The organism is Vagococcus allomyrinae (genome assembly GCF_017829975.1).
GTDB lineage: Bacteria > Bacillota > Bacilli > Lactobacillales > Vagococcaceae > Vagococcus_D > Vagococcus_D allomyrinae.
The window spans coordinates 1-1,804 of record NZ_JAEEGA010000041.1 but is presented as its reverse complement, the minus strand read 5'-3'; the positions used below and the strand labels follow the sequence as shown (position 1 = coordinate 1,804).

Sequence of the window (1,804 nt, the reverse complement as noted above, 5' to 3'; positions counted from 1 at the left end):
AAAGAGGCTGACCCATAAGTCCTCAACATAAGCCAAAAGGCCAAAAATCTTTTTTAAGATTTTTGGCCTTTTTTGACGAAATAAATAGCACTTCCTTGTATAATTAAAGTACCTAATCAATAATTAAAGGGAGTGCTATCTATGTATAAAAATTATAACATGAAACAGGTCGTTTTATCACTCGATTTAGAAAATGAATTGGAAGAACATGATATTGCTTTCGCCATCAATCAACTAGTGGAAAGTATTCCTGATATCGCTTTTGAACCCTTTCATCATCAAATGGGCGCCTCTTCCTACCACCCACGAATGATGTTGAAGCTCATTTTATGTGGCTATACGCAATCGATTTTTTCAGGCAGAAAAATAGAAAGCCTCTCCAAAGATAGTATTCGTGCTCGTTGGTTAACGCAATCCCACTATCCTAATTTTAGAACCATTAATCGCTTTCGGGTGAATCCAATTGTTCAACCTCTTTTAGAAGAGTGTTTTGTCCAATTCAGAAACCAATTAGTCTCACAGGAGTTGATTGACACCGACGCCATTTTTATTGATGGAACTAAACTGGAAGCCAATGCGAATAAGTACACATTTGTTTGGAAGAAAAGCATTAATAATTATGAGAAGAGTTTGACAAAAAAATCAAAAGAACTCTATCAAAAAATGGTTGAGGATGAAATCATTCCCGCTTTAAAAGAGGAAGAGGATCAACTGACAGAAGAGAATTTTTCGACGATCGTTCAATCTTTAGAACAAAAAGTCGATGAATTAACCGCTCAAATAGAGGCGTCAGAAACAACGGAAGAACGTAAGACCATTCGTTCCGAAAGAAAAGAACCTAGAAAGCTATTGAAACAATTTAACGATTTCAAGGCAAGAAAAGAAAACTATCGAGCACATCGAAAGCAATTAGGAGAGCGAAATAGTTATTCAAAAACAGATTCCGACGCCACCTTTATGCGAATGAAAGACGACCATATGAGGAATGGACAATTAAAACCGGGCTATAATTTACAAATAGCGACAAACAATCAGTATGTCTTGGCTTACGACATTTTTCCAAATCCAACGGATTTTAAAACCCTCCTCCCTTTTCTAAGCACAATTAAAGAAAACTACTTTGATTTACCTCAGTATATTGTCGCAGATGCCGGTTATGGCAGTGAAGAAAATTACCAAGCCATCATGGATGATTTTGAGCGGACGCCTTTAATCACTTATACCATGTATCAAAAAGAACAAACAAAAAAGTTTAAGCAGAATCCATTTCACACGCAGAACTGGGCGTATGACGAATTAATGGATCATTATGTCTGTCCGAATAGCCGTGAGGTAAGATTTAGAAATTATAGTACACGGACAGATAAATATGGTTTTAAACGCCAACTTAAAATGTATGAGTGTGAAGATTGTTCAAATTGTCCACTTCGTTCTCACTGTACGACAGTTAAAAGTAATCGAAATCGTGTGATACAAAAGAATGGCAATTGGGAGTACTTCAAAGCCCATGCGAGAGAGCTATTAGTGACAAAAGAAACCGGGGATATTTATCGTCGTAGAAAAATAGATGTAGAACCAGCCTTCGGAAACCTGAAGGCTAATTTAGGGTTCACTCGCTTATCAGTTAGGGGTAAAGACAAGGTTAAAAACGAGTTAGGGTTTGCCTTAATGGCCACCAATTTAAGGAAGATGACTGTCGCAAGACAGTGTTTTAATAAAAATAAGCAAAGAAATAAGGACACAAAAATCAGTTTTCTGATTTTTGCGTCCTTATTATCATGGTTGAGACTTATGGGTCAGCCTC

At 36.8% G+C, this 1,804-nt stretch carries 1 protein-coding gene; it reads left to right on the top strand.

Annotated features, from left to right (window positions below; translation table 11 throughout):
* Positions 1 to 141: 141 nt before the first annotated feature.
* Positions 142 to 1,804: IS1182 family transposase (locus I6N95_RS26860; protein WP_245249899.1), on the top strand; the 1,663-nt coding region annotated here is incomplete at its 3' end.